This window comes from Candidatus Omnitrophota bacterium, assembly GCA_028716565.1.
GTDB lineage: Bacteria > Omnitrophota > Gorgyraeia > Pluralincolimonadales > Pluralincolimonadaceae > Pluralincolimonas.
Genome location: JAQUPL010000007.1, coordinates 1 through 25,266, shown reverse-complemented (window position 1 = coordinate 25,266; position 25,266 = coordinate 1). Strand labels below are relative to the sequence as shown.

At 46.5% G+C, this 25,266-nt stretch carries 30 protein-coding genes, 4 tRNA genes and 1 other RNA gene; 31 read left to right on the top strand and 4 right to left on the bottom strand.

The window, feature by feature from the left end; all coding sequences use genetic code 11:
- Positions 1–4: 4 nt before the first annotated feature.
- From PHO67_07035 to PHO67_06955, 17 genes are all read left to right on the top strand, one after another.
- Positions 5–391 carry a hypothetical protein gene (locus PHO67_07035; GenBank protein ID MDD5546883.1) on the top strand — a complete coding sequence of 129 codons (387 nt, stop codon included), beginning with the start codon at positions 5–7 and terminating at the stop codon, positions 389–391.
- Entirely contained in the window at positions 388–822 is a 435-nt protein-coding gene (locus PHO67_07030; protein ID MDD5546882.1) for a hypothetical protein, read from the top strand. Before PHO67_07035 ends, PHO67_07030 begins: the two co-directional genes overlap by 4 nt.
- 398 nt (positions 823–1,220) lie before the next feature.
- Positions 1,221–1,589 carry a hypothetical protein gene (locus PHO67_07025; GenBank protein ID MDD5546881.1) on the top strand — a complete coding sequence of 123 codons (369 nt, stop codon included), beginning with the start codon at positions 1,221–1,223 and terminating at the stop codon, positions 1,587–1,589.
- A 255-nt stretch (positions 1,590–1,844) separates the two neighbouring features.
- Complete coding sequence (locus PHO67_07020; GenBank protein ID MDD5546880.1) at positions 1,845–2,663, top strand: hypothetical protein; 819 nt, start codon at positions 1,845–1,847, stop codon at positions 2,661–2,663.
- 31 nt (positions 2,664–2,694) lie between these two features.
- Positions 2,695–2,880 carry a hypothetical protein gene (locus PHO67_07015; protein MDD5546879.1) on the top strand — a complete coding sequence of 62 codons (186 nt, stop codon included), beginning with the start codon at positions 2,695–2,697 and terminating at the stop codon, positions 2,878–2,880.
- Positions 2,877–3,191: a hypothetical protein gene (locus PHO67_07010; GenBank protein ID MDD5546878.1), complete on the top strand. Its 315-nt coding sequence runs from the start codon at positions 2,877–2,879 to the stop codon at positions 3,189–3,191. Before PHO67_07015 ends, PHO67_07010 begins: the two co-directional genes overlap by 4 nt.
- A complete protein-coding gene (locus PHO67_07005) occupies positions 3,188–3,682 on the top strand; it encodes a hypothetical protein (GenBank protein ID MDD5546877.1) in 495 nt (164 codons plus the stop codon). Before PHO67_07010 ends, PHO67_07005 begins: the two co-directional genes overlap by 4 nt.
- 65 nt (positions 3,683–3,747) lie before the next feature.
- The gene (locus tag PHO67_07000) at positions 3,748–4,083 is read left to right on the top strand and encodes a nucleotidyltransferase domain-containing protein (GenBank protein ID MDD5546876.1); all 336 of its coding nucleotides are present in this window, start codon (positions 3,748–3,750) and stop codon (positions 4,081–4,083) included.
- Between the two features lie 8 nt (positions 4,084–4,091).
- Entirely contained in the window at positions 4,092–4,829 is a 738-nt protein-coding gene (locus tag PHO67_06995) for a TIGR02391 family protein (protein MDD5546875.1), read from the top strand.
- Between the two features lie 105 nt (positions 4,830–4,934).
- Complete coding sequence (locus PHO67_06990) at positions 4,935–5,858, top strand: hypothetical protein (GenBank protein ID MDD5546874.1); 924 nt, start codon at positions 4,935–4,937, stop codon at positions 5,856–5,858.
- Between the two features lie 314 nt (positions 5,859–6,172).
- Positions 6,173–7,231 (top strand): FxLYD domain-containing protein, encoded by a 1,059-nt coding sequence (locus tag PHO67_06985; protein ID MDD5546873.1) that lies wholly within the window; start codon positions 6,173–6,175, stop codon positions 7,229–7,231.
- Between the two features lie 250 nt (positions 7,232–7,481).
- On the top strand, positions 7,482–7,808 hold the full coding sequence (locus tag PHO67_06980) for a septation protein SpoVG family protein (GenBank protein ID MDD5546872.1): 327 nt from the start codon (positions 7,482–7,484) through the stop codon (positions 7,806–7,808).
- Positions 7,801–8,106, top strand: a complete 306-nt coding sequence (locus PHO67_06975; protein ID MDD5546871.1) for a hypothetical protein — start codon at positions 7,801–7,803, stop codon at positions 8,104–8,106. The genes PHO67_06980 and PHO67_06975 overlap by 8 nt, the downstream gene beginning before the upstream one ends.
- Positions 8,106–8,237 carry a hypothetical protein gene (locus tag PHO67_06970; protein ID MDD5546870.1) on the top strand — a complete coding sequence of 44 codons (132 nt, stop codon included), beginning with the start codon at positions 8,106–8,108 and terminating at the stop codon, positions 8,235–8,237. Before PHO67_06975 ends, PHO67_06970 begins: the two co-directional genes overlap by 1 nt.
- Before the next feature lie 110 nt (positions 8,238–8,347).
- Positions 8,348–9,046 carry a hypothetical protein gene (locus PHO67_06965; protein MDD5546869.1) on the top strand — a complete coding sequence of 233 codons (699 nt, stop codon included), beginning with the start codon at positions 8,348–8,350 and terminating at the stop codon, positions 9,044–9,046.
- 328 nt (positions 9,047–9,374) lie between these two features.
- Positions 9,375–11,024 carry a recombinase family protein gene (locus PHO67_06960; protein ID MDD5546868.1) on the top strand — a complete coding sequence of 550 codons (1,650 nt, stop codon included), beginning with the start codon at positions 9,375–9,377 and terminating at the stop codon, positions 11,022–11,024.
- Entirely contained in the window at positions 11,012–11,398 is a 387-nt protein-coding gene (locus PHO67_06955) for an ATP-binding protein (GenBank protein ID MDD5546867.1), read from the top strand. Before PHO67_06960 ends, PHO67_06955 begins: the two co-directional genes overlap by 13 nt.
- Positions 11,399–11,463: 65 nt before the next feature.
- Here PHO67_06955 and PHO67_06950 read toward each other — a convergent pair whose 3' ends face one another.
- The 3 genes from PHO67_06950 to glgP all read right to left on the bottom strand — a co-directional run bounded on the left by PHO67_06950 (position 11,464) and on the right by glgP (position 14,071).
- Positions 11,464–11,934, bottom strand: coding sequence for a YbaK/EbsC family protein (locus PHO67_06950; protein MDD5546866.1), 471 nt, complete (start codon positions 11,932–11,934; stop codon positions 11,464–11,466).
- 33 nt (positions 11,935–11,967) lie between these two features.
- A tRNA-Leu gene (locus tag PHO67_06945) sits at positions 11,968–12,054 on the bottom strand.
- 4 nt (positions 12,055–12,058) lie between these two features.
- Positions 12,059–14,071, bottom strand: coding sequence for an alpha-glucan family phosphorylase (glgP, locus tag PHO67_06940; GenBank protein MDD5546865.1), 2,013 nt, complete (start codon positions 14,069–14,071; stop codon positions 12,059–12,061).
- 139 nt (positions 14,072–14,210) lie between these two features.
- On the opposite strand from glgP, the gene smpB reads away from it, so the two are divergent.
- The 11 genes from smpB to PHO67_06885 all read left to right on the top strand — a co-directional run bounded on the left by smpB (position 14,211) and on the right by PHO67_06885 (position 21,478).
- Positions 14,211–14,663 carry an SsrA-binding protein SmpB gene (gene smpB, locus PHO67_06935; protein ID MDD5546864.1) on the top strand — a complete coding sequence of 151 codons (453 nt, stop codon included), beginning with the start codon at positions 14,211–14,213 and terminating at the stop codon, positions 14,661–14,663.
- Positions 14,664–14,779: 116 nt separating this feature from the next.
- Positions 14,780–15,131, top strand: a transfer-messenger RNA (tmRNA) gene (gene ssrA, locus PHO67_06930).
- Between the two features lie 12 nt (positions 15,132–15,143).
- A complete protein-coding gene (locus tag PHO67_06925) occupies positions 15,144–16,253 on the top strand; it encodes an N-acetylmuramoyl-L-alanine amidase (protein MDD5546863.1) in 1,110 nt (369 codons plus the stop codon).
- Complete coding sequence (gene murI / locus PHO67_06920) at positions 16,250–17,050, top strand: glutamate racemase (protein ID MDD5546862.1); 801 nt, start codon at positions 16,250–16,252, stop codon at positions 17,048–17,050. Before PHO67_06925 ends, murI begins: the two co-directional genes overlap by 4 nt.
- Complete coding sequence (locus PHO67_06915; GenBank protein MDD5546861.1) at positions 17,043–17,411, top strand: 6-carboxytetrahydropterin synthase; 369 nt, start codon at positions 17,043–17,045, stop codon at positions 17,409–17,411. The genes murI and PHO67_06915 overlap by 8 nt, the downstream gene beginning before the upstream one ends.
- The gene (gene queC, locus PHO67_06910; GenBank protein ID MDD5546860.1) at positions 17,408–18,085 is read left to right on the top strand and encodes a 7-cyano-7-deazaguanine synthase QueC; all 678 of its coding nucleotides are present in this window, start codon (positions 17,408–17,410) and stop codon (positions 18,083–18,085) included. The genes PHO67_06915 and queC overlap by 4 nt, the downstream gene beginning before the upstream one ends.
- Positions 18,082–18,792, top strand: a complete 711-nt coding sequence (locus PHO67_06905) for a 7-carboxy-7-deazaguanine synthase QueE (GenBank protein MDD5546859.1) — start codon at positions 18,082–18,084, stop codon at positions 18,790–18,792. Before queC ends, PHO67_06905 begins: the two co-directional genes overlap by 4 nt.
- The gene (locus PHO67_06900) at positions 18,789–19,631 is read left to right on the top strand and encodes a fumarate hydratase (GenBank protein MDD5546858.1); all 843 of its coding nucleotides are present in this window, start codon (positions 18,789–18,791) and stop codon (positions 19,629–19,631) included. The genes PHO67_06905 and PHO67_06900 overlap by 4 nt, the downstream gene beginning before the upstream one ends.
- 1 nt (position 19,632) lies before the next feature.
- Positions 19,633–20,148 carry a FumA C-terminus/TtdB family hydratase beta subunit gene (locus PHO67_06895; GenBank protein ID MDD5546857.1) on the top strand — a complete coding sequence of 172 codons (516 nt, stop codon included), beginning with the start codon at positions 19,633–19,635 and terminating at the stop codon, positions 20,146–20,148.
- A 1-nt stretch (position 20,149) separates the two neighbouring features.
- Entirely contained in the window at positions 20,150–20,872 is a 723-nt protein-coding gene (gene rph, locus PHO67_06890; GenBank protein ID MDD5546856.1) for a ribonuclease PH, read from the top strand.
- Positions 20,873–21,478: an XTP/dITP diphosphatase gene (locus PHO67_06885; protein ID MDD5546855.1), complete on the top strand. Its 606-nt coding sequence runs from the start codon at positions 20,873–20,875 to the stop codon at positions 21,476–21,478.
- Here PHO67_06885 and PHO67_06880 read toward each other — a convergent pair.
- Entirely contained in the window at positions 21,447–24,359 is a 2,913-nt protein-coding gene (locus tag PHO67_06880) for an AsmA family protein (GenBank protein ID MDD5546854.1), read from the bottom strand. The genes PHO67_06885 and PHO67_06880 overlap by 32 nt on opposite strands.
- Positions 24,360–24,493: 134 nt before the next feature.
- On the opposite strand from PHO67_06880, the gene PHO67_06875 reads away from it, so the two are divergent.
- The 3 genes from PHO67_06875 (at position 24,494) to PHO67_06865 (ending at position 24,915) form a co-directional block, all read left to right on the top strand.
- A tRNA-Pro gene (locus PHO67_06875) sits at positions 24,494–24,571 on the top strand.
- Between the two features lie 168 nt (positions 24,572–24,739).
- A tRNA-Arg gene (locus PHO67_06870) sits at positions 24,740–24,816 on the top strand.
- A gap of 22 nt (positions 24,817–24,838) precedes the next feature.
- A tRNA-His gene (locus PHO67_06865) sits at positions 24,839–24,915 on the top strand.
- Positions 24,916–25,266 lie beyond the last annotated feature (351 nt).

The window sequence follows — 25,266 nt, the reverse complement described above, 5'->3', positions numbered from 1 at the left end:
GATGATGGAACTTGTTGTAAATATCGCTATAACCGTGTGTTATATTTTTCTCTATCTGTCGTCTCTTATATTTGTTTGGAATTTGATATTCAAGCCCGAGCGGTTAGATTATGACGAGTGTGGTTATGGACGAGGAAGAATCACTTTTGCGATTATTATTGGAGCGGGTATTTCATTGTTGTTAATCTTATATATTGGATTGGATAGAGCGTTCTTTTTTATTCCCGAGTCTTGGACATTAGGAACTAATGAGGACGGTGAGCCGAATTCAGTAAAAGGAGGATTAGTGGGAATTTTATCACTAGTCTCCGCTATTTATATTATGAGTGCAGTAATTGGACATAGGTTGAATAATTATCGTAAAAAGATGACCCTGGAGGACAATAAATGATTTACTTTGGAAGCGTCCCATCAGCTGTATTATTTTTTATGGGGATATTTCTTTATGGAAAACATTGTAACTGGAGGAAACTTAAAGAAACCAAAATGTATTTAATAAAATTTTTAACCGTAATAGTATTGGCTGTGCTATTCAAAAAATTGTTTAGTTTTCTTAACTCCATCCCTGACATATCTCGTGATTTTACAGATACTCTCGAAGTTATCCTCGCAATAGCGATAGGAATAATTTGGTATAAGGAATATAAAAAGATAAATAAACGAGAACCTCCAGCTAATATGATACCTAATGAGAATTTGAAGAAAAATGAAATTCTAAAGGTGTCTTCTAAGGATGGATATTGGACTTGTCCTTCTTGTAATGAGAAAAATAAAGTATTTCAGGATGCTTGCTCTAATTGTGGGCAAGAAGTAGACAAATGAATAAAAAACAATTAATAGTTGCTTGGGCATTAAAACTGTATTGAAGAAATGAGGTGAATATGATTGCTATAGGAGTGATTGCAATTGTAGCCCTAATACTAATCGGGCTTAATATAGAAAAACTCGTTAACAATGTCGACTCTACAAATAAATACCTCAACGACATTAGTAACAAACTCGATAATATTATAGAACATAAAAAGGAATTGAATAAGGATGCATAGTGGGCATTGAGGGAGAGATAGTATGAAGAAAAAGATAATGAAGAAAGAGATTAAACGTCGAAAAGGTTATTTATACTACATTGATAAACAAACTGGGCAATGTCGTGGGAAAATGTCTGGGCGTAGCAGCAGGGGAGGTAAATTTACAGCACCCAGACCCCCGAGGAGGGCACGTTGAGTAATCAGTTAATTGAAGAATATAAGAAAATAAATTCAGAAATAAGCAATAGGGTAATAACCCTCTCCTTGACCGTTCTCGCATCAATTTTTATCATATGTGATAAATATGGAATTCAAAGTTGGTATTTAATAACACTTTTAGGGTTTATCTTGACAATAGGTGTTCATCTTGTTAGTAGCATCTGCTCCTCCAAGCATTATGAGCTTGTGATAGACGGGAAAATTAAAAATTACGACTTTAGGAATAGCAGATGGGGAATATGGGCTGAACGACTTTATTGGACATTTATTGTTTTATTTGTTGCATCAATGACAGTTTTTATTATTGCTATTTTGATTACTATCAAACTACAGACTTACTAATCCAGGAATATGAATTAGGCAACATTACAAAAGGAGGTAATGAATGGGCAAGACATTTAAAATCGGTAGAAGTGCTATAACAGGAAAGTTTATGTCAGTAGCAAGAGCCAAAAGCCAGAAAAATACTGCAATAGTTCAAAAGATTAAAAAGTCTAAGTAAGCGAAGGAAAAAGACGTTGTGGAAATTTGCTCAAAAAGTCGCAAGCGTCAGGCTTGAAGTGTAGGATAACGCTTTTTTTATTTATGGAGCATAACTTGAACATTTGGAAAACATTCCTTAAATGGGTAGATGAGAAACATCTTCAAGTTCAATTTGCCCTTACCGTAGTTACACTATTTCTTGCTATCGCAACATTCTTGATGGCAGGATTTATGTTTTGGCAGGCACGGATATTAAGAAACTCGGTTTTGGCACAAAAAGACAGCGTAGACATTCAGATAAAAGAGTTAAGTCTTGGTAAGAGACCATATATATATGTTGAGATTGAAAATGTCTCCATTAAACCACGCATAGAGGTTGATACCAAAACAGGCAAAATTTCAACTTATTATATGGTTATAGCCGAAGTTAAATTTAAGAACGAGGGAATCATACCAGCAGTTGTTACCAAGGTTTCATATTTTGTAACTACCAGTGCCGATAAAAGGAATCTTGATACTCCGAAGTATTTTATTGACAATCTGGGTTCTTACCCCTATCCGACTATCGTATTTCCAAAGCAAGAAAACTTAAAGTTTAATTATGGTGCTGATTGTTCATCTGTGGCAGAACGAATTTATTTCAACGTAGTTATTGCTTACGAGGGTTATAGAGAAAAAGAAAATGCAACCACTAAAACTTATTGGTATAGTTTCACATCAAAATATGCATCTATCGGAACCCCAACGATTCAGAAGATTCCTTTGCCTGATGGTAAAGAAGACCAGGTGTCTATAATAGCCTTTCAGATAATTAAACTTGAGATGAAGGGTGACTGGGATAGGGACACAGATTTCGATATTCCAAACGTTTATGAACCTAACTGGACAGTAGAAGAAGAGCAATTAATAAAGCAAAGAAAATTTCTAAAATAAACGACCGAGAGTTTTTAAAAAGGAGAGTATTGTGAAAATAGGCGAATCTAAAAGGATACTGGTTGGCTGGGGTAGAAAAAACGGAAGAATCTGCTATTTCCTGTCCCACAGAACCCTGAAAAAGGCAATCTGTTGCAATCCCGAACACCTTCAAGTCAAGTTGAAGGCATTGACTGACTCGATTGACGGCGGGCAACCTAAAAAGAAACGCATATGAAATATCTGATTCCAGTCGTGCTAATATTTATTATATTTGGTTGCTCTAGCAGGGAGTATGACCCAGAATATCTCAAAAGAGCCGAGAAGCTGCCCGAATATGGTGTGGTCTATGTCGGTATGCCCAAAGAGGACTTGGCGAAGGCTGGCTATACCGAATACCTCCAGATGGGCTACCACAAAGAAGGCACAGACGAATGGATTACCTTCAGCAATTGGACGTCCAAAGAGCGGGGAGACACGATTACTTTTTATATGAAGGACGGTAGGGTTAAAGGGTGGAAAGAAAATAGCAGAAGGAGTAGTCGATGAATAACGAAGATAATATAGAAAATAGACTTGTCGAAGAAACCAATAGAGAATATATAAATTTATCTAAATGGATGATAGGCTTATCTACAGGAGCAATTGTTTTTTCAGTTAGATTCATAAAGCCTGAAACGCCCCAATATTTGAATTCCATATTAATTTATGGATTAGGCTTTTTAGTCCTCAATATTATTACTGGAGTTATATTTGTGAGATTACGAATCGATGCCCTGTATTATGAACTAATAGATTTAAGAGCAAAAAGTGAAATTAGCGGTCTAAGCAATAACAATCCCGAAGAGGAGATAGAAAGGGGAGGGAAAAAGACTAAAGTTAAGGACATATTGAAACACGATGATTGTGTAATTAAAAAAGCAAATAAGAGATTTAAGATAATAAATGATGTCATAGTAGTTATCCTTCCAATACACCAATGGTCTTTTTTCTTCGGCATATTATTTATAGCAATTTTCGGAGGAGGTGTTCTATACTAAAACTAAAGGACTCGCCATTTCTGTATTGAAGCCGATATTAAATAGTTAGCCAAGCGTCGGGACAGATGAATATAATTAAAATTCCAGATATTGATTCAGTAAAAAAAATACTTTTAGAGTGGGTTACTCGTCACCCACGCATTACAAGAATTTATCTGTTCGGTTCTTACGCAGCAGGAAGAATCGGGTGTCCAAGCGATATTGATATAGCCATCGAAATAGAGGATAAAGAAGGGGATACTGCATTTGGCTATTGGTGCTCTCAAGGAAGTAAGTTGCAAGGGCAATTGACCGAACTGTTGAATTATCAAGTAGATTTGGAATGGTATGATGCGGAAGAAACCCCTACCGTTAAAAAGGGATTGGACGTCGGCAATATTGTGATTTATGAAAAAGGGTGAGGTTTAGAATGTCAAGCGAACTTAAAGACGTATTACTTCCTCCAGATGAGTTGTTGCTTCTTGAACCAGAAGAAATCGCCGCTTTTCTATTGGACTACCTTTGTGGTAGCGTGGAACAGCAAAGAGGACATCTGAATAGACATAATTTTACGCTAAATGAAAACATTTCAAGATATGCTGGTGACAAAACAAATGAAGTCGGAAAAGCGATTATGGAAGCGTGGTGTTGGCTTGAAAAAGAGGGAATGATTGCCCCTACCCCGAATATGTCAGGCAGTGATTGGCGATATGTAACCAAGAAAGGTTTCAAGTATCGCAAAAAGGTCGACTTAGACACTTACAAAAAAAATTACTTACTCCATAAAGAGGCATTAGATGGTAATCTTTTTGACAATGTTTATAACTTATTTATACGAGGCGACTATGACACGGCGGTCTTTAGAGCCTATAAGGAAGTTGAAGTGAGGGTGAGAGAAAAAGCGGGCTTACCAGATGATTTATTAGGCGTCAACTTAATGAGAACAGCGTTCAATCCAGACAACGGCAGGCTGACAGATGTGGACTCTCTTCCTGCAGAACGACAAGCGACTTCTGACCTCTTTGCTGGTAGCATAGGGTTGTTTAAAAATCCATCAAGCCATCGCAAGGTTAATTTAAGTGACCCAAATGAAGCGGCAGAGATTATACTCTTCGCTAATTATTTATTGCGGATAATAGATAGGTGTGATGTTAATTCAACAGAATAGCAATATGAAGAAAATAAATCCAAAAGACAAGCCGTTAGAAGTATTCTTTGAATATGAGCCTACACCTGTAAAGGCGGGACAACTTATTATATAGTAGGGGGCTATATGCAAGAAGAAGTCTGTATAATATGTGGTAGCCAACCCAAAGAAATAACCGATATGCCAGAGCGTCAAGCCAAAAGGATTACTTGTCCTTTATGCGTGAGTTATATTGTTTCATATGAGGCATTATCCGATAAGATAATTGATAGCATATCTAAGGAAGATAAAATTCTATTTTCAGGATATATAAGAGAGAATGCCGAACAAGGAATTATCTTGCGATTACTGTCTTCTGATATAATGCAAATTCCAGAGAAAGTGGCTTATTACAAGAGGTTGGCAGTTAAAGATAAACTTGATATGCTTATATCTTATTTTGCACGGCGTTCAGACTATATTGGACAAGAATTCACAGTAGAGTATTCTACTGAATTCACGAAATTTTTCTGTAAAAACCCAGAGGAATTAAAAAACCTGGCTATCTATCTTAAAGACAATGGTTTCGTAGATTTTACTACTGCTGGTAGACAATATTCCATAATACGATTGACAGTCAGGGGTTGGCAAGAATACGAGCATATTAAAGAACCAAATATTCATAGTAGAAAGGTTTTTATAGCAATGAGTTTTAAAGATGCCGCTTTGAAAGATATTTTCAAAGCGGCGATAGCAAAGGCTTGCGAAGATTGTGGCTTGAGTGCCGTAAGGATTGATTTAATAGAGCATAATGAGAAAATTTGCGATGAAATTATTGCTGAAATTAAAACATCACGATTGCTAATAGCCGATTTTACTGGGCAACGACAGAATGTTTATTTTGAAGCAGGTTTTGCATTAGGATTAGGAATTAAAGTAATTTGGATTTGTAAGGATAGCGAAAAGGATGAGTTACATTTTGACACTCGGCAATATAACCATATTTTATGGAAAGATGCTGAAGATTTGCATATTAAATTAGTCAACAGAATAAAAGCAAGCGTTCTCTAATCTTATTTGAAGTTTAATAGTTTAGATACGCTGATGTTAAAGGCTTTGGCGAGTTTTTCTAACGTATTTAAGGTAGGAGACGACGGTTTCTTGCCTTCCAGTCTCTGGATGTATTTGTATTCTAGACCAGTCGCACCGGCAAGTTTTTCCTGAGTCAGTTTCTTCCTCTTCCGTAGTTGCCTCAGCCTATTTCCGAATCTTATATTAATGTTTTCCACGCCTTAATTCTCCCATAAGTATCCTTACCTTGACACCCACGATAGTGGGTGATACAATCTATACAGATACTTCATTTTACGAAAAAGGGGGCTAAAATGAAAAAATGTCCTTACTGTGCCGAAGAAATACAAGACGATGCTATTAAGTGCAAGCATTGCGGAGAAATGCTTGATAAACAAGGGGCTAAAACAGGCTCAAAGAAGTATGAGTGCGAATGGGTGACTTGGAAAGGAAGCTTCGCCGATACCGTAGAGGCCAAGAATGTTGAAGAGGCGGCAGAAATACTGGCTTCTAAAAATCCTATACAGATAAAAACAATCAGAGAGGTATTTGATGACGGCCAAAAGGGAGCGGTATATATCCAGTGCCTTTCCTGTAAGAAAATGATGAGTATAGATGCGACTACCTGTCCTCACTGTGGCAAGACAGGGGGGCTTTTTCCTTTTTATAGCCTATTAGGGTTTATAGGTGGCATCTTGTTATTTAATTTTTTATTCCCAACTGAATCTGTTTTCCAGTCAGTATTTAGCCTGCCTTTCTGGGGATTTGCTTTAATCGGGATGATTATCGGCATTATTATGGATATAAGGCGGAAAAACAGTATGAAACATCAGGCAGGTCAATCGCAACAAAAAGGGCCCTTTGGGTTAAAATCATATGGGAACTTAATGAGAAGCGGTAAAGAACTCGATAAGGTATCCGGCTTCGACAAGAAAAGCATTTTCAGGATTGCCGGAGGGGTAGGCATAGCAATAGCGATTTTTGTAATAATGTGTCTTATAGGTTACTACAGGATAGAACATCAACCTATCCCAAGCGTTAAACAAAGCGTGGTTCCAGCAATGCCCAAAACCGATTCTTTTACCGTGCTGGATTGGGATTGGGTTACATATAAAGCAAGTGTCGGTGGAAAGACTTACACAGTAGGAAATAAAAACATAGCAGGCAAGGTCAAAAATAATTCAAATAAGCGATACTCTTACGTGCAAATAGAATTCAATCTTTATGATAAAGACGGCAACCACGTTGGCACAGCATTAGATAGTATAAATAATCTTGAACCTAATAGCATATGGAAGTTTCAGGCCGTGCCTCTTATGTCAGGAACAGCAGATGTGACAGGGGCAAAATTAAAGGGTGTTTCCGGCTTCTGAAGTTATCAACAAACCTAATATAATATATTATAATATATAACACTAGGCACAACAAAGGGTTATGAAAATACTACTTGACATAATATCAGAATGTGATAAACTAAAACTGTCTTTGAAAATTTATTAGTCGTCGTTGCGAAAGCAGTAATTACAAACCCGCCTAAACACGGGAAAATTTGGCGACATTCTGGTAACCACAAGGTTATCGGGATGTCGTTTTTTGTTCTATACAACTATTAATTTGAAGATAATGAAAGAGTCAATCAAGAAAATGGAAATTATTCTCTCTGAAATAGAAATCATCCCAATTAAACCCCGAAATGGTTTACTCGCCTTCGTCAGTTTCGTCATAAATAAATCTTTCTATGTCGGCGATATTGCGCTGTATTCTCTCCTAAGCGGGAAAGGCTTCAGGCTTTCTTATCCAATCAAGATTTTGAAGAACGGTCTTAGAGTAAACTGTTTCCATCCCATAAATTCCCAAGTGGCGGAGGATATTGAAAAACAGGTTACAGCAACCTATTTAAAATTAATTGAAAAAGTAAAGAAAAAGAAAGAAGAGGTGACAGATGGGTAACAGCAGTGAAGTACTTAAAAGATTTGCCTCATCGAAGTCAAAATATTTTGATTTGCCGGATGGGGAAGAAATGAAAGTGAAGTATCTTTATGCCGAAGAAGTGCCTAATAACTTTGACGGCGGAAAGACAATTCTTATCAGATATCATTTGGAAGTAAACGGCGTTGAGCAATACTGGGATAGAAGCTCAAGGTCCTTAGCAAAACAGATGGCCAAGATATCAGACGGGGAATTCATTTGCATAAAAAGGACGGGTGAAAAGAGTAAGACCGAATATTTCGTTAGGAAGGCCGAATAATGGCTGAGCTCCTGTTTATTTCTATCGCTCTGAGCTCTTACTCTCTCAACGATGGCCTATACAGCATACAGGAGCTTAGCTTTATTAATAGAGATATGCTGGTAGGAATAAAGAGTAAGGCTAGAGACTGAGATATATAACTATATATCTAATTATATATAGATAGTATCTTGGGACTCCGGCGGAAAAAGGGGTGTCAAGAAGGCGATATCGGCGGTCAATATTAAAGCGGAGATGAAAAATGGAAAACATTGGAAATAAATTGACTAGGCAGGAACGAAAGAAAGAGGCAGTCAGGCAGTATTGTATCCTACGCAGGGGCGTGGAGGAAATAGCTCGGTCTTTAGGCTGCCATAAAAGCCAGGTCTATAATTATGTTAATGCGGCCAAAGAAGATGTCTTAAATGAAATCAAAAAAGACCTCAGAATCAATAATAAAATTATTAACCATATGATAATGCTGACTATGCAGCTGGATTTACAAATAGAGGAAGCCTGGAGAAAATACAATGAGCTTGAAAAACTCTCGGCCACATCAATAGCCATATTAAGGCAAGTGCAAGAGTCGAATAGGGCAGGTTCAGATACAAAGCCGGCCAGTATTTCAGAGGTAACCGGATTGTCAAGGAATCTTCTAGCAATTCACGGCACACAGCAGCGGTACCTCGTTATTTTTAAGCAGCAGCTCCTTACGATGCTTGAGATTTGGGATAGGTTTGGACTTGCCGGAGAAGATGCGCTTAAATTAGTGTTTTCGGGAGGGGTGGATATTGAAGCCAAAGCCAAGGATATGAGACAGAATATAATTAATCTCATCGAGATAATAAAATTCGAGGTTAAAGATGCGCAAATTCGCAAGAATATTTTCGGAAGATTAGCAAATGAGATTAAGACAAGGTCATTAAGGGCCCAAGATGGAAGCTCCGATAAAAGACCATAATGAACCCGAATTCCAAGAAAAAGCATTGATTCGGTTTATTCTTAAGGCAAACCAAAAGAAGAAGCAGAGGCTCTTGTATAGCATAATAGGCGAAATCCTGGGCCTGTTTAAAATGACTTGACAAGTAGATATAAAACGATATAATAGTATATATGGACTTAATAAAAAAGCTGGAAGAATATAGGTTGGAGCGGAGAATAACCCAAGAAAAACTGGCGGAAATATTGGGTGTCGGTTTCGTCACGGTTAACCGATGGTTTAATGGGCATCAAAAGCCAAACAAAATTCAGGCTTACCACATTAAGAAACTGATAGGGATAAAGAGAAAATGATGAGATGTGGCTTATATATCAGGGTTTCGACTGATATGCAGAGGGAGCGGGGCGAGTCGCTAGATGTGCAACTTAAGCGTTTGGAAGCCTATGTCACCTCGAAAGAAGACTGGTCTGTTGTGGCTATGTATAAGGATGCTGGAATCTCCGCAAAGAACACCAATAGGCCAGAGTTCATCAGGATGATGGATGATATCGAAGCAGGTAGGCTTGACGTAATCCTTTGTACCAAGTTAGACCGTCTCTTTAGGAACACGAAAGACTTTCTGGATACAACTGAGAATTTTGAAAGAAAGAACGTAATGTTCGTCTGCTTGGAAGGCAACATAGACACTTCCACCCCAGCAGGGAGGGTGTTTTCCACAATGAGGGCCGCTTTTTCCCAGTTCGAGAGGGAAACCACGGCAGAACGAGTCAAGGATGTGATGTGTTCAAGGGCAGAGCAGGGAAAGTATAACGGCGGCATTGCCCCATACGGTTTTTTGTCCGAGAACAAGTCTCTTAGGGTGAATTCTTTGGAGGCCGACATAGTTAGGGAAATTTTCAGTTTTTATCTTGAGCACAGGTCAATCCTGTATGTCACGCATAAGCTAAACGAAGATGGGATTAAGACAAGGAAAGGCGGAATGTGGGCCCCGACTTCCGTCAGGAGGATTTTGACGAATCCCTGTTACTACGGCGAAGTGGTTTATAACAAGAGGAGCCACACTTACAGGGGCGAATTGAGACACAACCCTGTGGAAAGATACATAAGGGGGGCGGGAGCACACCAGCCTTTGATAACACGGGAACTATTTGACAAGGTACGAGATATCGTTAGGCAGCAGTCTAAGATAGCGCCCAAGGCGAATGCAAAGTACCTCTTGACTGGATTAGTTTACTGCAGCAGGTGCGGAGTCCGGATGCACGGAATGCTGTATACCAAACCTAACGGGGCAAAATACGCTTATTATAAATGCTCAGGTCACACACAGAAAGGCAATGCCCAATGCAGCGGAAGCTCCATAAGGGCAGATAGCCTTGAGAGCTTGATAACCGGAAATCTTAAGAATCTCTCGATTGATTCTAACCGTGTGAAGAAATCCTTGGAAGAGACAGTAATCTCGAATGATAAAGGAGCGGAAGCTACAAGGGAGCAAGTAAGAGTCTTACAGGCGCAGTTGGACAAAGCTATGGCAAAAAGGCAAAGGATTTTTGAGCTTTATGAAAGTGGCAATATAACCAAGTCAGAGTTCCTTGAGAGGAAGCAATTAGTTGACGTTGAAGAAGCGGGTATAGCCAAAAGGCTGGGAGTATTGAGGGACAAGCCTACTAGTCTCGATATTGATTATTATGATATAGATTCGACCATTGGGCTTTGTCAGGATATGAAAGAGGTGTTTGATGAGCTAGATATGCCAGACAGGAAGGAATTGCTTCGCAATCTGCTCTCTGAAATCAAAATTGATAAGCATTTCGTCGATTATTCTATTCAAATTCCGCCTAAAATCATCAGCCGTGCTCAAGATTCAGGCTTGTGTGTGGATTCAAGCGACACGGGTGCCCGTGCGGATATTTTACCGACCCGAAGAAGGAATGCCACTGCGCGCCGCCGGCGATCCAACGTTACCTTTCTAAAGTCTCGGGCCCGCTATTGGACAGGATAGATATACATCTCGAAGTCCCGTCATTGAGGTATAAGGAGCTCTCCAACAAGAGCAGGGGAGAAAGTTCGGCGGATATAAAAGAAAGGGTGGATAAGGCGAGGAAGATGCAGGGGGAAAGGTACAAAGGGCTGAGTATATTCTGTAATGCCCATCTCTCCCCGAAATACCTCGAGCAATTCTGCCGCATAGATAAAGAAGCGGCCGAACTTTTGAAACTGGCGATCCTGGAGCTAGGCCTGAGCGCGAGGGGCTATGATAAGGTGCTCAAGATTGCGAGGACGGTAGCCGACCTCGCGGGAGCAGAGACAATATCTGCAGAACACATCTCCGAGGCGATAAATTACAGGAGCTTGGACAGGAATCTGGGTTTCTGAAATAATTATGGTGACAGTATACTTAATTATTGTCCGGGAAATAAGTATACTGTCACCGAGATTATCTAGACGTGTTTGCCGAAATCCGAGATCTTCGGTTTCGCCAGTTTTTCAAAATCCGCGTATTTCATCTTCACCGTATCGGTGTGAGTCCCGCCGTTAAATACGATCTCTACATCTTCCTTAAGCATCTTGTCTGCGCAGGTCTCGAGGCCGAAGAGGTTCCCGAACGGCGGCATCGCGCCGGGCTTGTAATCCGGGATGACCTTCTTGATATCCTTTTCAGTGGCGATCTTTATGGACTTGCACTTCAGGACGGCCTTGAGCTTCTTCGCGTCGATGAGGTGTATCGCGGGCAGGACAGCGAGGACGAACCTGTCGCCGGCTTTTACCAGAACCGATTTTACGACCTGTTTGCCCGGCACTTCCTGCGCGGCCGCTATCTCCTGGGCGGTGTAGGCGAGTTTGTGCTTTAGCGCCTTGTATTTGACCTTGTTCGAGTCCAGGTATTTCTTTAACTTCGCCGCTATCGCCATCTCCATGCCTCCTTTCATTCAGGTTAGATCAAATGGTGCCGAAGGAGAGATTTGAACTCTCAAGACCTTACGGTCACTGCGCCCTGAACGCAGCGCGTATGCCAGTTCCGCCACTTCGGCCCGTCTAATTCTTATCGAACCACATCCTGTCGCGGTATTCCTTGACCATCCTGCAGGTGTTGAAGTAATGGCTTTGTATCATACAGTTTATCATAATATCGATCCATTTGGAACCCGCATTGGCGTTGCCGTTCCGGTTTGTCTCGTAATAGAGTTTTACCAGCTTCTCCAACGCGTTATAGAGTTCGCCGGAATCGGCGTCAAGGCGAAGGTCAAGTTCATTGCCTATCGGCTCGCCTGTCTTGTGCCGGTACCCGAATATCTCGCCCATACCCGCGTCCGCGGCTTCCACGACCCACCCGTCGAGCGTGGAGAGCTGGACGACGCCGTTTAGTATAGCCTTCATACCGCTCGTGCCGGAGGCCTCGAACGGGGGGAGGGGATTATTAAGCCAGACATCGACCGAGTTGCTGAGGATCTTCCCGAAAAATATGTCGTAATTCTCGAGCATTATTATCCTGATGGACGAGCCCTGTGTCCCCAGCGCGTCTATTGTGTTCATTATGTTATTTATGAATGTCCCGACGAGGTTGTCGTTGGGATGCGCCTTCCCGGCGATGATCACCTGGACCGGGCCGACCCTGTTCGCTATATCGACCAGGCGCCGGGGATCCTGGAATATCAGGCTCGGCCTCTTGTAAGCGGCTATCCTTCGCGCCCAGCATACCGTAAAGACGTTCTCCCTGATGTCCCAGCTCTCGAATATCGACTGCAGGTTGCGCTTGTTCTCCTGGTGAGCTTTCCAGAGATCAAGCCTGAACTCGCTATTGTTCCTGAGTTTCTCGAGGTCGGCAGGTTCCGCGTGCCCGGAGGCGCATTGGCCGATATCGTTCCCGTATTTTTTCAACAGATCGGAGAAACTGCCGGATATCCATGTCGGGATGTGGATGCCGTTGGTTATCGTTTGTATCTTATCCGCGTGCTGCGGGAATTGCAGCCGGGTTACCTCGCCGTGTTTTTTCGCGACCGCATTCACATGGTCGCAGCAATTAAGGAGGAGCTGCGTGAAATTCGCGGTGTCGTCTCCCTCGAGGCCGTTATTTCTTATGAAATCGATATTCTCCCGGGGAAGGATCTTCTCAAGTTCTTTTATCGGGAAACGGTCATGGCCGGCCGCGACCGGCGTATGGCATGTGTAAATAAAATCTTTTTCGAGCGAGGCCAGGCCGTCTTTTTGCAACGCGTCCGCCTTCTGGACGAGCGCGAGAGCCGCGTGCCCCTCATTTAGGTGGTATTTCTTTATCGAGTAGCCGAGAGCCTCGAGCGCTTTTATCCCGCCTATACCGAGTATCACCCGCTGAACGATCTTTATATAGGAATTATCGCTCCTGTAGAGCTGGTCGGTGAGCCTCCTGAATTCCGGGTTATTCCCCTCGACGTCGGAATCAAGGAGGGTAAGCGGTATGACGTGATTCTTGTCGAAACTGTATACGTAATATTTCCAGAGCCGGAGCAGCAGGTCGCCGCCGTTTAGCGGTATCTTAACGACCGTATCGAGGGGGATGAGGCCCGGGTACGAATACGGGTCCCAGTTTAGCGCTTCCGGCACCTGCCCGTCCTTGTACCAGAAGTTCTGCTTGAAATAGCCCTTGCGCCATAGTATCCCGATCGCCGACAGGGATGTGTTTAAATCCGCCGAGGATTTGAGCGTATCGCCGGCGAGGACGCCGAGGCCGCCGCTGTAGATAGGCAGGTCCATTATCCTGTGATCCACCTTGAAACTGAAGTAATAATCCCGTATCCTCATATTCGAAAATATGTTCTGTCTGGGGAGGATATTGGATTCTGAAACAGGTTTCGCCGGGATAAATGTATTGTAGATGCTGGTCCCGAGGCCGTATTCCATCGAGAAATAGGCCACTGACGGTTCTTCCGCGGAGAGCAGCCTCTTCTCCGCCTCGACAATGCTCCGCAGGGGGAAGCCGAAGTAGTTTTCAGCGGTTATATCTTTCGAATATAACTCCTCGAACCGGTGGACCTTGACGAGATCTAAGAATTGTTTAAGGTAGTTTTCCATATGGCCTTTTTAAAAAACTTAATAAATTATACCGATTATCGGTGCCTTTTTCAACCTAAAAAGTCGAAGGTCCCGCCGCACTGGCGGCGGGAGACGGGATTGATTTATCCGCCTTGATGTGATATATTATAAAAACAAAATGGCAGACGAGACAGTTGCCACAAATAGGGAAGCCCGTCATAATTACCACATCCTCGAGACCTTCGAGGCGGGTATAGCCCTTCAGGGCGCGGAGGTGAAGTCCCTGAGGGACAAGAAGGCAAACCTGAAGGACAGTTTTGCCAGGATAGACGATGACGAGCTTTTTCTCTATAATATGCATATCTCGCCGTATCCTCAGGCAGGCAGGTTCGCGCCCGACCCCAAGAGGCGGCGTAAGCTATTGATGCATAAGCCCCAGATAAACAAGCTTCAGGGGGACCTGGCCCAGAAAGGCCTTACGCTTGTCCCGCTGAAGATATATTTCAAGAAGGGCATGGCCAAGGCAGAGATCGCCCTGGTGAAGGGCAAAAAGCTCTATGACAGGCGGGAAGACATCAAGAAACGCGCCTCCGACAGGGATTTACGTCGGGAAGTAAGAGGGAAAGGGTAAGCGAGAGTGGGTGATATCCCCTTCCTATTAGGAGGAGAGATAACTGAAGAGAGGAACTCCGTTCCTCTCTTCAGAACGAACCTGCCCATATTTTAAGTCGAGACAGGTTCGTTTAAGGGGGCGAAAGGCTTCGACTTAAGAAGCAAGTTAAGGGTTGCGTGCCGAGGGTGTCAGGTGGCCTCGTTAAAACCTGGCAACAAAGTTAAACGCGAATGAACTCGCGCTAGCTGCTTAATTAAGCAGCATGTCCTCCGGTTTTGCCTGCGAAGCCGGGTCGGACACCGCAGCAGGCTGGTCCCATTCCTTTGGCCTTTAAGAAATGGGATAAGATGATCAAAAGGCTAGTCCTCCCGGCAGCGGGCCTGCTCGCGCGGCCGTGAAGGGCGAATGACAAAACGCAGGAAACGCACGTAGGAGCTCTTATCGAGTGACTTAAGGACCGGGGTTCGAATCCCCGCGCCTCCACCATTTAAGGGGAGAATGATAACGAGAAGGCTATTCCTGGTGATTTTCGCGGCGGTTCTTCTTTTTACCGCGGGATGCGCGACCGCCCCGAGGATGGGAGCGATACGGGGCGCGCTTTCATCACAGGCCGTGAAGATCGGCGGCAAAAGTTATATACCGCTGACGCTCATCGCCGGATACTACCAGGCCAGGTGTGAATGGGACCCGGTGGCGAGAAGGGCCGACCTCATCAAGGAGAACAAGATATTCGCTTTTTATGTCGGCATGGACTACGCCGCTATAAACGGAAAGCCGGAAAGATTAAGTTCCCCGGTGGTCTTTTATGAGGGTTCGGTCGCGATACCCGCTGATTTCGCCATCGATTCGATAGCTAGAGTGCTCAGCCCTCCGCGGATCACCGGCCCCAGGCCGCCGGTCACACAAAAATACCTGGTAAGGAAAATTGTTATCGATGCGGGCCATGGCGGCAATGATCCCGGGGCGATAGGCCGGACCGGATTAAAAGAAAAAGACCTCGTCCTCGATGTAGCCAGGCGCGTAAAAGAACAGCTGAACGAGAACGGCGTCGATGTGGTCATGACCCGCGACAGGGACAAGTTTATCCCGCTGGAAAAGAGGTCGCAGATAGCCAACGAGAACAACGTCGATTTCTTTGTCAGTATCCATGCCAATTCGGCGAGACTGAAAGGCGCGAAGGGGTTCGAGGTATATTACCTGTCGACCGCGGTCGATGACAACGCCCGCGCCGTGGAAGCCGCCGAGAATTCTTTCCTGAAATTTGACGATTCCTCTTTCCAGCGCCGCAATACGGACCTCGAGGCGACGCTCTGGGACCTCGTATATACCGAGAACAGGGAAGAATCGATAGAGCTAGCCCGGAATATCTCGAAATCCGTGGACGCGTCTACCACCCTTCATTGCCGCGGCGTCAAGAGCGCGAGGTTCTATGTATTAAAGGGTGCGCAGATGCCGGCCGTGCTGGTCGAGATCGGTTTTATATCCAATCTTGCGGAAGAAAAAGACCTTAAGAGCGCCTCGTTCAGGGAGGATATAGCATCGGCGATAGCGAAAGGGATACTCAATTACAAGAAGATCTATGAATCTACCGACGGATTTACCCAGTGAGAGATAAACCTATAGGGGTTTTTGACTCGGGCGTAGGCGGGCTCACCGTCGTCAAACAACTGGCGAAAGAGATGCCTGCCGAGGACATCATCTATTTCGGCGACACCGCGCGCGTCCCTTACGGTACGAAATCCCCGTCGACGATAAAGAAATTTTCGATAGAGAATGTCCTCTTCCTGCTGAATTTCGACGTGAAGCTTATTATCATCGCCTGCAACACTTCGTCCGCGATAGGATTGCCTTTCCTCTCCAAATATTTCAGCGTGCCGATAATCGGCGTCATCAAGCCCGGCGCGAAGGCGGCGATACGCTCGACCAGGAACGGACGGGTGGGCGTAATAGGGACGACGGCTACGGTCCTGAGCAAGGCCTATGAGAAGGAGATAAAGGCCCTCGACCCGAAGATTAAAGTTTACAGCAAGGACTGCCCTCTATTCGTCCCGCTCGTCGAAGAGGGCTGGGCCGGCGACGGCATAGTCGGCATAGCGGCGGGGAAATATCTCTCCGGGCTCAAAGAAAAGAAGATAGATACAGTGATCCTCGGCTGCACGCATTACCCTCTCCTGAAACCCGCCATACAAAAGGTGATGGGTAAGGCGGTAAAACTTGTGGATTCGGCGGAGGAGACGGCGAGAGAGGCGCGGAACCTGCTTGAGGAGTGCGGGTTGAAATACCCGGGCCGGAGAGCGGGCCGTCCCAGATTTTACGTAAGCGACGCGCCGGGTAAGTTCCTGACCGTCGCGAAGAGATTCCTCGGCACGGACGTCAAGACAGCCGAACAGGTGAAGGATGTTTGAGGTATCGGTAAAAGGGAGTTTCAGCGGCGCGCACAGGCTGAAGGGCTACCGCGGCAAATGCGAGGCCCTCCACGGCCATAATTGGGATGTTGAAGTATTTGCTGCGGCAAAAAAACTGGACCTCGGCGGCCTGGCTATAGATTTCAGGACCCTTAGAGATAAATTGAACGCCGTCCTGGATTCGCTCGACCATCGCGACTTGAACGGCATAGTATTTTTTAAAAAAGGCAATCCCTCCGCGGAGAATATCGCGAAGTATATATACGATAATTTGAAGAAAGCGCTTAAGGGCGATAAGGTCTCGCTGAGGCGCGTGAGCGTCTGGGAGACGAGGGATTCCTGCGCCACGTATTTTGAATGAAGAATCCCATGCGCGGGACAAGGAAAGCGGTGGTATTGCTGTCGGGCGGGTTGGATTCCGCGACCACGCTTTATTACGCGAAGAGCAAGGGATACGATTGCAAGTGCCTGGTCTTTGATTACGGACAGCGCCATAAAAAAGAGATCGAGAGCGCGAAGAAGATCGCCAGATCCTGCGGCGCGGATTACGAGATCATAAACATCGCTTTGCCGTGGAAAGGGAGCGCCCTCCTCGATAGGCGCATAGCCGTGCCAAAGAGCAGAAGGCGTCCTGCAAAAGGTATACCGGCCACTTATGTTCCGGCAAGGAACACGGTATTTCTGAGTTTCGCGGTTTCCTGCGCCGAGGCGACAGGCGCGACCGCGATATTTATCGGCGCGAACGCGGTCGATTTCAGCGGGTATCCCGATTGCAGGCCGGAATACTATAAAGTTTTCAATAAATTGATTAAGCGCGGAACAAAAGCCGGCGCCAAGATAAAGATATTTACACCGCTCATAGGCATGGCGAAAGCACAGATCATCAGGCTGGGAACGAAATTGGGCGTGCCGTATGAATATACGTGGTCGTGCTACGCCGGAGGCAAGGGCCCCTGCCTTACGTGTGATTCGTGCATCATAAGGGAAAAAGGTTTCAGAGAGGCCAAGATAATAGACCCCTCGAAAAAGATATGAAAATAATATTCAAACAACCTACTGCGAAAGTGACCGAAGTCTTCCTCTCTATCCAGGGCGAGGGTGTCTATGCCGGAGAGGACCATGTCTTCGTCCGTTTCCACGGCTGCAACCTGCGCTGCGCGTTTTGCGATACGCCACAGCCGGAAGCGCCCGAAGAGTCTTCGATAAGGGCTGTCGTCGATAAGGTATTCGACGCGGATAAGGGTAAAAAAGCGAAGGCTGTCACGATAACGGGAGGTGAACCTTTGCTCCACACGCACTTCCTGAAAGTCCTCCTGCCGGCGCTAAAGGAAAGAGGATATAAGATACACCTCGATACGAACGGGACCCTCCCGGATAAGGCGAAGGAAGTGATAGGCCTTGTCGATGTCATCGCCATGGATATCAAACTGCCGTCCTCGACGAAGAACAGGCATTTTTGGGAAGAGCACTTCGAATTCCTGAAAGCGGCTAAAGAGAAAGAAGTTTTCATCAAGATGGTCGTCACGAACGAGACCCACGACGCCGATGTCGAAAAGGCTGTCGCGTTGATAGAGAGCATCGACAGGAATATACCGCTTATATTCCAGCCTGCCTCTGCCTTCGGGGAGTTCAAGGGCGTCCCTGAAAACGCCAAACTTCTCGATTGGCAGAAGAAGGCGCTGGCTAAACTGAAGGACGTGAGGGTAATACCGCAACTCCATAAGATCAAGGGTGTAAAATGAAAAAGATAAATGTCAAAAAAATAAAGTCCGCGGTCGCGAAGCTCGCGGTCGAGGCAAACCTCATCCTGCGCGGGGATATTATCCGCGCCATAAGGAAAGCATACCTGGCCGAAAAAGACCGGAAGGCCAAAAATATCCTTAAAATACTACTCTCCAACGCCGCGATCGCGAAATATGAAAGAATAGCGATCTGCCAGGATACCGGGATGGCGGTCGTATTTATCGAGATAGGACAGGGCGTCAGCCTTACGGGCGGCAGTCTTTCGAGAGCGGTCAATGACGGTATCCGCGAAGGATACAAAAAAGGCCACCTGCGCAAATCTGTCGTCGCCGACCCTATCATGAGGGTTAATACAAAGGATAACGCGCCTGCGGTCATACACGAGGAGATAGTCCCGGGGAACAAAGTAAGGATAACCGTCGTACCTAAGGGGTTCGGAAGCGAGAACAAGACCGCCGTCAAGATGCTCAACCCCACCCAGGGCGCGGATGAGATCGGGGCGTTCGTGATCGAATCGGTAATGAAAGCCGGCGCCGACGCATGCCCGCCGTATATTATAGGCGTGGGCCTCGGCGGCACCCTTGATAAGGCATGCCTTTTGTCTAAAAAAGCGCTGATGCGCCATATAGATAAACGGAGCGCAAAACGCCATATCGCGGGGTTGGAAAAAGGATTGTTTAAGAAGATAAACGCTTTAAAGATAGGCCCGATGGGGTTCGGCGGCGGGGCCACCTGCCTGGGCGTAAATATAGAGACATATCCGACCCATATAGCCGGCCTTCCGGTCTGCGTAAGCATATCCTGCCACGCGACGAGGAGCGCGACAGCCACACTTTAGAATGATACGCTCTATCCAGTTACCTCTTAAAGACGACGTAATAAAAACTCTAAGGGCAGGCGATGAAGTGTTGCTGAACGGCCCTGTCTATACCGCCCGCGACCAGGCGCATTTCAGGCTGGTAGGGGCTTACGCGAAAAAGAAGATGCCGTTGGACCTCAGGGGACAGGTGATCTATTACGCGGGGCCTACTCCCGCGCGCCCGGGGAAAACCGTAGGCTCATGCGGCCCGACCACTTCAAGCAGGATGGATTTCTTTACGCCGCACCTCTTGAAGGCCGGGCTTAAGGGGATGATAGGAAAAGGTTCGCGTTCCGAGGATGTCAGGCGGGCGATAAAGAGGCATAAGGCGGTCTATTTTATCACTATCGCCGGCGCCGGCGCGTATCTTTCCAAAAAGATAATAGACGCGAAGCCGGTCTTGTATAAAGACCTGGGCGCGGAGGCTGTTTACAAATTGAAGTTAAGAGATTTTCCCGCTATCGTCGGGATAGACCCAATGGGAAAGGAAATATAACATGATAAAAAGAGCGGACGGGCGCGGCGCGGAATTCTTAAGGAAGGTGAATGTCACGCGCAATTATATGAAATTCGCCGAAGGGTCGTGCCTTATGGAATTGGGCGAAACGAAGGTCATCTGCACCGCCTCGGTCGAAGAGAATGTCCCGATGTTCCTTAAGGGCAAGGGGACGGGCTGGGTGACTTCCGAATACGGGATGCTTCCCCGTTCGTGCCAGCAGAGGGTGCAGAGGGAAGCGGTAAGGGGCGCTATCGGCGGAAGGACGCACGAAATACAGCGCCTTGTCGGGCGTTCGCTCAGGGCTGTCGTCGACCTCCCGGTATTAGGGGAAAGGTCGGTCTGGATAGATTGCGACGTCATCCAGGCGGACGGCGGCACGCGTTGCGCCTCGATAACCGGAAGTTTCATCGCGCTTGCCGACGCGTTATCATGGATGAAGAAGAAGGGTATGATAACGAAGATCCCGGTGCTCGATTACGTGGCCGCGACAAGCGTCGGCATGATAAAAGGCGAGCCGGTCCTCGACCTCACTTTCCAGGAGGACTCAAACGCCGATGTTGACATGAACATCGTCATGACAGGGGGGGTAAAGTTCATCGAGGTCCAGGGGACGGCTGAGGGCGAACCCTTCGACGGGGAAGAACTGCATAAATTGCTCGAACTCGCCAAGAAGGGCATAGGCCAGCTTATCGACATACAGAAGAAGGCATTGGGTATTTAAGTGTTTGAGATAGTCATATCATCAAGGAACAGGGAAAAAAAGCGCGAACTCAAGGCCCTCCTTAAAGGCCTCGGCATAAAAGTCCTCGACCTGAATGATTTTCCCGGCTCCCCGAAGGTAAAAGAGACGGGAAAGACTTTCGAGGCGAACGCCAGGCTCAAAGCCCTTAAGATAGCGAAATACACAAAACGGCTGGTTGTGGCCGATGATTCGGGCCTTGCCGTCAAAGCGCTCGGCGGCGGGCCGGGCGTCCGTTCCGCCAGGTTCGCAGGAAATAAAGCCGACTATGAAGGTAATAACCGGAAACTGTTAAGGCTTCTTGAGAGTGTGCCGGGGAATAAGAGGGGAGCTAAATTCGTTTCTGTGGTCGCGATCGCCGGGCCTGACGGCATTAAAGGTATAGTCAGGGGAGAGTGTTCTGGCAGGATAACTTTTGAACCCAAGGGCGCAAACGGCTTCGGCTACGACCCGGTATTCTTTTCGCCGGAATTCAAGAAGACTTTCGCGGAACTTTCCGCTTCACAGAAGAATTCTATAAGCCACCGCGGCCGCGCGTTAAAGAAAGCGCGGACCATCATTCGTTCCCTCCGAAGATCCCATTTTTGATGTTATTGAAAAGTTTGTTTTGGAATATCCTGTCAAAGCTAGGCGCGTTGGTCTTGAACTTCGGGTCTTTTGTCGTCCCGTTCAGTGTTATGATGCCGAGATAATTGCCTTCTTTATCTATGAAGAAGTCGCGGAACGGCCCGAGGGGAGAAGCTATCTGAAGAAGGCCTTTGTCGAAAGTCACGGTGGTCTGGAAATCGAGGTTGCCGTCGAAATCCACCGTGCCGTTACCCGTCAGTTTCATCTGCTCGGAGATCATCTGGGTATCTTCCGTATATATTTTTTTGTTCGCGATACTAAATGTCCCGCGCGCTTCGCCGAAAGCTATATTGCTAACCCCGGGTATATAAAGGATGTTTGCGATCCCGGAGAACACAGGCAATTCCCAGAAATGCCCGTCTTTTATCTCGAACCGGCCCTTGCCTTTCAGAGTCTCCAGGTTGCTCCCGAACCCGCCTAAGTCGGCGTTCGCCGAAAAACGCCCCTGTAGTTTTTTATCCTTCATATCGGTATCATCCTTCCACCTGCTGATATCGATATCCCGCACCGCGACCTGCACGACATACTGGGGGTTCTGCTGGCTGAAATCGATGACCGCGTTGGCGGCTAATGCGCCGTCATATGGGTTGGCGGTGACGCGCGGGAATGTCAGGAACTTATCCTTGAATTTGGCCTCGAGATGGCAACCGGCTAATTTAAGTTTCTTGATGTTGATCTGCGGGGAATCGGCGATCAGATCGGCCTGCCAGGTATCCTGGGACTTTTGTTTGCCTTTAAATACGAATTTCAATGTAAGGTCCCCGCCGACCTCGCTCTTTGTGAGCATCTCCGCCTGCTGCGGCGCCAGGAATTTTTTCAGTTTCTCGACCGTCGTATCAAGGCTGCCGCGCAGGTCCAGCGAAGGGTCTTTGAAATCCGATATGGAGCCGAAGACGGCCAGGTCGAGGGCGGCTGATTTCCCTTCAAATTTATTCAACAGGAGGTTCCATGTCTCCTGTTTCTTTGTCTTTCCTTTGAACTCAAAAGCGGAAGAGAGGGAGGTCGCCGGGTCGAGCTTATTGAAGAATTCCGCGTTCTCTTTAGGGATATACGGGGATATCTCGCCCGGGGTCGTCAAGATGTTTCCTTTTACGTTAAGCGCCGGGTCCTTGAAATTCGCGTAAGACCCGGTTAGGTTAAAGACCGTATTTTTGTACCGCCCGTCGAATTTTCCGAACGTCACGGAATCTTCCAGGTACTTGAACGCCATCCTCAGCTTAAGGTCATCCGAGGAGAGAGAGAGGTCGCACGCCGGCGTCTTGAAGCCCGTTACCTCTCCGCTTAAAAGGTATTTTTTGTCGTAAAAGAACGCCGAGATATCTTTCAGCGCCAGCGAGTCCTGTCTCACGACGAGTTTTCCGTTTATCGATTTGACGGGCTTATCCAGGAAAGCCGTTTTTACGCCGCAATCCAAAAGTTCGGAAGTAACGATGTAGGCGAGGGGGACCTTATCCTGCTGTTTCAGAATGCCGCTGACGTTAAGCGAGAGTTTGCTTATCCCGCTGAATGTGTAACCCTTGAGTTTTTCCTTCATCTCCGGCGCAAGCAGTTCGTTGAGCCGCGCGAGGTCGAGGTCGGTCTTTGCGGTCAGGTCCAGACGGGGATTGGTATAATCTTTTAACGTCCCGGAGAATACGCAGTCGAAGCCCTTGGCGAGCCCTTTAAGCAGGTCTGTCCAAAGTTTCGTCTCGTCGAAATATATCTTCCCGTTTATCCTGTCTATCGCGCCGAAGACCGGCACTCCGGTGAGTTTCGTGTCGCGGAGCTGTGTGTCAGCCGTATATTTCAGGGGGACGCCCTTATTCTTAAGGTCGAACGTGAATTTGCCGTTCGCGTCGACGTCTCCTTTTACCGAAAAGTCTTTAGATACAAGTTCGGCCCTGGCCAGTTTAGCGGCGGCGTTTATCACGCACGGTATCTTCGCCTTGGTCTTGTCCCTGAGGTCCAGGGACATCTTTCCGCTCAGGTCGATGGCGCCTTTCGCGGTATAATCCTCCCGGCCGAGGTAGAGCCCGGTCACCGACGAAACCGTCGCGACCGTCAGGCTGTTCTCATGGGAATAGGACGCGCTGATGTTCCCGCTCAGGTTCCCGGCGAGGGTTTTGAACGGCATCTCCGCGTAATACGGCTGGAATTCCTCAAGCGGTATGTCCTTAAGTTTGAGATTGAGCATCGCGCTCTTTTTGACGGGATCGAATTGCCCGTCGGCCGAAAAGGAATTAACCTGTTTTATGTCAAGCCCGGAGTTTAACCTGTATTTGATCTTAATCGGGTACGAGAGGGATATCTGGAAATCCGTATCCTTCAATTCTTTCCTGAAAGCCGGCACGGTGGCGAGGTCCTCGAGCGCTATCCGCGCGTTGGATATGATGACGCTGTTGACGAGGGTGGTCATATCCCCGCCCTCGGATTTGGGCTGGTTAAAGAAAGCGAGCGACTGGAAGTTCCATTTGTCCTGGTCATCTATGGTAAGGGCTATTTTTGGCGAATCGATCCTTACCGACGAGATCACCAGCTTCTTTTGCTGGAGGAGGGGGATATAGAGGATGTTCAGGTAAAGCTTTCCGACTTCCAGGAAATTCCTTTTGTATTTCGGGTCGTCGGATATCGCCAGGTTCCTCAGGACGATGCCCCTGAACGGGTTGTAATAGACGCTCTCAAGGGTCACTTCGCGGCCCATCGCCTTCGTGAGATACTCTATAATGAGCGACCTGCCCTTCGTGGGCATGATATTCTCGTTGACATACCAAAGCCCGATAGAGCCCAGGATGACGAACAATATGAATAAGAAGAATATCTTCCGTAAAAAGGGGATGCCCCTGCGTTTCGGTTGTTCCTGCATGGCCTATATTCTAATAAAACGGCGGCGGGTTTGCAACCTTAATTAAAAGGGTTTGACTTTGCAAGGGGGAATTGGTAGAATCTAAATGGCAAATTTCGTTCGCTCCCCGACGATTGGGAGCGTTTTTTAATCTTCGGGGCGTAGCGCAGTTTGGCTAGCGCGTCTGCTTTGGGAGCAGAAGGTCCTCGGTTCAAGTCCGAGCGCCCCGACCATATAAAGGGAGTTACAGAGGGGAAAGACCGTTTCCCCTCTGTCATATTGACATCGGGCGGAAGGAAAGAGAGTAGCCCCTTGCTGTCGGATGTAATGGGGCGCTGAGAGAAAACCATCAGGGTTTTCTCTCAGGGAGTGACGCCCTATGATAGTTTTAGCGTCACGACGCGCCTGTAGCTCAGTTGGATAGAGCACCTGCCTTCTAAGCAGGGTGTCGGGCGTTCGAATCGCCCCAGGCGCGCCATGAATTAAGAATTAGAGATGTGGTGGGTGTAGCTCAGTTGGTTAGAGCACGGGACTGTGGCTCCCGTTGTCGCGGGTTCGATCCCCGTCACCCACCCCAATAATTTCTCTCTCCTAGCTAAAGGAGAGAGGCTAAAAGCCTTAATTGAGTTAATCGATCAGGGCTTTTTCTATGTCCTAAAGGGTTAAAGACTTAGGGCGTTATTCTTCCTGCGATCTTCGACGGTACAGCACCCCTCTTTTACTGTGTATAAAATCTCTCCGAAGTAAGCCAATAATTCTCCAAAATAGCGCGATTTATCTCTACTTGGGCATGGATTCCGTTGGCCTGCCCCCATTAGTTGTACCACTTCTTAAGAGAGAGCAACCGCGTTTTCTAACCACCTAGGCTTAATAGCTTCTGGAGCGGGAGGCCGGTAATTCAATGAACTATGCGGCCTAACAGTATTAT

Bases quoted from the DNA above. Each gene is read 5' to 3' on its own strand.
- PHO67_07035 (MDD5546883.1), top strand. From the start codon at position 5: ATGGAACTTGTTGTAAATATCGCTATAACCGTGTGTTATATTTTTCTC.
- PHO67_07030 (MDD5546882.1), top strand. From the start codon at position 388: ATGATTTACTTTGGAAGCGTCCCATCAGCTGTATTATTTTTTATGGGG.
- PHO67_07010 (MDD5546878.1), top strand. From the start codon at position 2,877: ATGAAATATCTGATTCCAGTCGTGCTAATATTTATTATATTTGGTTGC.
- PHO67_07005 (MDD5546877.1), top strand. From the start codon at position 3,188: ATGAATAACGAAGATAATATAGAAAATAGACTTGTCGAAGAAACCAAT.
- PHO67_07000 (MDD5546876.1), top strand. From the start codon at position 3,748: ATGAATATAATTAAAATTCCAGATATTGATTCAGTAAAAAAAATACTT.
- PHO67_06995 (MDD5546875.1), top strand. From the start codon at position 4,092: ATGTCAAGCGAACTTAAAGACGTATTACTTCCTCCAGATGAGTTGTTG.
- PHO67_06990 (MDD5546874.1), top strand. From the start codon at position 4,935: ATGCAAGAAGAAGTCTGTATAATATGTGGTAGCCAACCCAAAGAAATA.
- PHO67_06985 (MDD5546873.1), top strand. From the start codon at position 6,173: ATGAAAAAATGTCCTTACTGTGCCGAAGAAATACAAGACGATGCTATT.
- PHO67_06980 (MDD5546872.1), top strand. From the start codon at position 7,482: ATGAAAGAGTCAATCAAGAAAATGGAAATTATTCTCTCTGAAATAGAA.
- PHO67_06975 (MDD5546871.1), top strand. From the start codon at position 7,801: ATGGGTAACAGCAGTGAAGTACTTAAAAGATTTGCCTCATCGAAGTCA.
- PHO67_06970 (MDD5546870.1), top strand. From the start codon at position 8,106: ATGGCTGAGCTCCTGTTTATTTCTATCGCTCTGAGCTCTTACTCTCTC.
- PHO67_06965 (MDD5546869.1), top strand. From the start codon at position 8,348: ATGGAAAACATTGGAAATAAATTGACTAGGCAGGAACGAAAGAAAGAG.
- PHO67_06960 (MDD5546868.1), top strand. From the start codon at position 9,375: ATGATGAGATGTGGCTTATATATCAGGGTTTCGACTGATATGCAGAGG.
- PHO67_06950 (MDD5546866.1), bottom strand. From the start codon at position 11,934: ATGGCGATAGCGGCGAAGTTAAAGAAATACCTGGACTCGAACAAGGTC.
- glgP (MDD5546865.1), bottom strand. From the start codon at position 14,071: ATGGAAAACTACCTTAAACAATTCTTAGATCTCGTCAAGGTCCACCGG.
- smpB (MDD5546864.1), top strand. From the start codon at position 14,211: ATGGCAGACGAGACAGTTGCCACAAATAGGGAAGCCCGTCATAATTAC.
- PHO67_06925 (MDD5546863.1), top strand. From the start codon at position 15,144: ATGATAACGAGAAGGCTATTCCTGGTGATTTTCGCGGCGGTTCTTCTT.
- PHO67_06915 (MDD5546861.1), top strand. From the start codon at position 17,043: ATGTTTGAGGTATCGGTAAAAGGGAGTTTCAGCGGCGCGCACAGGCTG.
- queC (MDD5546860.1), top strand. From the start codon at position 17,408: ATGAAGAATCCCATGCGCGGGACAAGGAAAGCGGTGGTATTGCTGTCG.
- PHO67_06905 (MDD5546859.1), top strand. From the start codon at position 18,082: ATGAAAATAATATTCAAACAACCTACTGCGAAAGTGACCGAAGTCTTC.
- PHO67_06900 (MDD5546858.1), top strand. From the start codon at position 18,789: ATGAAAAAGATAAATGTCAAAAAAATAAAGTCCGCGGTCGCGAAGCTC.
- PHO67_06895 (MDD5546857.1), top strand. From the start codon at position 19,633: ATGATACGCTCTATCCAGTTACCTCTTAAAGACGACGTAATAAAAACT.
- rph (MDD5546856.1), top strand. From the start codon at position 20,150: ATGATAAAAAGAGCGGACGGGCGCGGCGCGGAATTCTTAAGGAAGGTG.
- PHO67_06880 (MDD5546854.1), bottom strand. From the start codon at position 24,359: ATGCAGGAACAACCGAAACGCAGGGGCATCCCCTTTTTACGGAAGATA.